This window comes from Pelatocladus sp., from assembly GCF_059505505.1.
Window position 1 is genome coordinate 1 of sequence record NZ_JCACKS010000187.1, and the last position, 2556, is coordinate 2556.

At 40.7% G+C, this 2556-nt stretch carries 2 protein-coding genes; both read left to right on the forward strand.

Annotated features, from left to right (window positions below; all coding sequences use genetic code 11):
* Nucleotides 1–161: 161 nt before the first annotated feature.
* On the forward strand, nt 162–527 hold the full coding sequence (locus AC5JMK_RS14205; protein WP_096676104.1) for a hypothetical protein: 366 nt from the start codon (nt 162–164) through the stop codon (nt 525–527).
* Nucleotides 528–704: 177 nt separating this feature from the next.
* A partial coding sequence (locus AC5JMK_RS14210; protein ID WP_495910399.1) for a putative type IV secretion/conjugal transfer ATPase occupies nt 705–2556 on the forward strand: 1852 nt, incomplete at its 3' end.

Below are 2556 nucleotides of genomic sequence, written 5' to 3' on the forward strand. Positions count from 1 at the left end.
GCGACCAATTGCCACCCAAGCTGGTTTGGCGATCGGCATTATTCTTGTCATTGACGTGATCACATTTTTGTTCGTGGGTAATGGTACTGGTACTAACACTACGGGAAATTAAGCAAATGGAAAATTAGTTCAAACAGACAAATTATTATGTTTCAAAGCTTATGTCGATAGACCCAGATAAAGAACCTGTCAAAGTTAATAAGATTTTGGGCAAGCAAGCTGGATTTGGTCCCATTCCTGCAAACCAAATTCTACCTTGGTTCGCTATTATTATTATTTCCTACTTTATCTTTGATGGATTATTGGGTTGGGGAATCCCTAAAGTAGCTGTTATTAGTTTTTGGTTAATACTGAGTTGGTGGTTTGTGACCGGAAAAGACCCGGATAAATATGTTAATCGCTTTCGCAAACCAAGGGGACGTAATTGGATTACTGGTGGTGTAATTTATATATCTCCTTTATTGCCTTTAAGCATGAGAAGACAATTGTTGAGAAGGCAGAGAGCAGAAAATATAAGGAGTATATAGGGTGTGATTTTTGTTAATACTAACTACTAAATTAGTACCTGGTCAGATTATTTAAATGCTGCGAAAATAAGTTATTTAATTGTTTTCGAGTATCGTTAATTCATAAACATAAAATGAGTGTCTAACGAATATTTTTTATTTTTTACTCTACCTTTTGCCTTTCTTGATTAAATATTTATGAAAACAAAAATTCCACCAATTAATATTGTTGAACAACACCATCATCAAGTGACATACTTCCCTTTTGAAAACGAACTTGACCTTTGCTGTATGCTTCGCATCGAACGCGATAACCGCAGTATTGGTGCATTCCTTCTCAATCAAGGTGATATCTCGGATGAAACTAAATTTCAAGTTGTTTTTCCTTTTCATCTCAAAGGTATCCATAACCAACTTTATCGAGAAGAAATCTTAGAAATTTCTAACGGAATTTCTGAAGCAATGAAATCTATTCTTTTTGGTGAAAGATGTACTTTTCTTTTAGGATGTTATTCGGAAGAATCGCACAGACAGCAACATCTTAACCATCTTGCCGAATCTTGTTCTTTAAAATTACCTGCTATTTTAATGCGAAACGAACAAGCCAGAATACAAGAATTAACTCGTAAAGGGGCAAGGTCAATTTGGCAACAGATGGTATTTTGTACTTGGACAGCAGATGAATTTGGCTCAGGCAAAACAGACACTTTATCCAAACTGATTTACAAATTGGGAAAAGCAGGACGCTTTTTCTTGGATAATGTCACCGGACGTATATCCTCTAGACAAGAACAAGTTCTTAGCCACGTACTGATGAAGGCATACACAGAAGGATTTCTTCAGTGGGAAATGCTATTTAATACTAAAGCAGGACTAGAAATTAGTCCCTTGAGCGATATAGAACTTTGGTCGTGGCTTTGGGGCAGATTTAATAAATCTCCTGCACCACCAATTCCGCAACTTCTAGTGTTAGCAGAAGACAAAGATCAGGGTGTCAAACTTACAGAAATTCAAAATTCTTCAAAACACGCGACAACAATTTTAATTACTGGGGAACGGGGACGGAGTTCTTGCCCAGAACACCGTCAATGTTCCTCCCGTGTTTATATCAAAGACAAAGTTTGCGGTGTTCTGACTATGGTAGACACCGTATCTGCGTGGACGAACGTCAGAGAACAAATCTCCTGGATGTGGAAAGTCTTGAGTGAAAGTCACGTCCGAGACACTGAGGTATGGGTAGAAATTTCTCCTGCCAACCAATACCTTACACAAGACAACTTACACCGCCAAACAAAACAAACTAAAGCTGCGCGAGAACGTGCTTTACTCAAAGGTAGCGGTCGAGATATCGGCGCTGAAATCAAGCAAGAGGAAAGTTTTGACGCACAGAAGAAACTATATAAAGGTGCTGTTCCACTTAACTGTGCTGTTGTGTTTCTCGTTTACCGCGAAAATGCAGAAAGCTTAGATTTGGCTTGCGATTTGCTGTGCAACAGTTTTGGTACAGCTAAGGTTGTGCGCGATCGCAATATCGCTTCTCAAATCTGGCTGGAAACATTGCCCATCACTTGGCGACGGATATTGCACTCCAGTTCTATTTTGAGTGAGAGGCGGCTAGTTTTGGAAAGCGAAACTGTGGCTGGTGTTCTACCACTTACAGTTCCCAGAGAACTCGACCATATAGGCGTAGAGTTCCTCACAAACCGAGGTGGTAAACCCGTCTGTGTGGACTTATTCTCATACACCCAACACGCCCTAATTACAGGTAAAACGGGTTCCGGTAAGTCGGTGTTACTATGGCGGTTTATGCTCGATGCCCTATCGCAGGGTATCCCGGTGGTGGGTATAGATATCCCCGCAGCGGACGGCGAAAGCTCCTTTAAAACTGGAATTGAGTTGTTGGGCGATGCGGGTGCTTATTTTGATTTATCCCGTACTTCCAACAATTTGATGGAACCTCCCGACCTGCGACGCTTTGATGCAGGCGATCGCGCTTTAGACCCATCCGAAAACTCACAAGCCAATACATGCAAGGATTTGAGACCAGTCC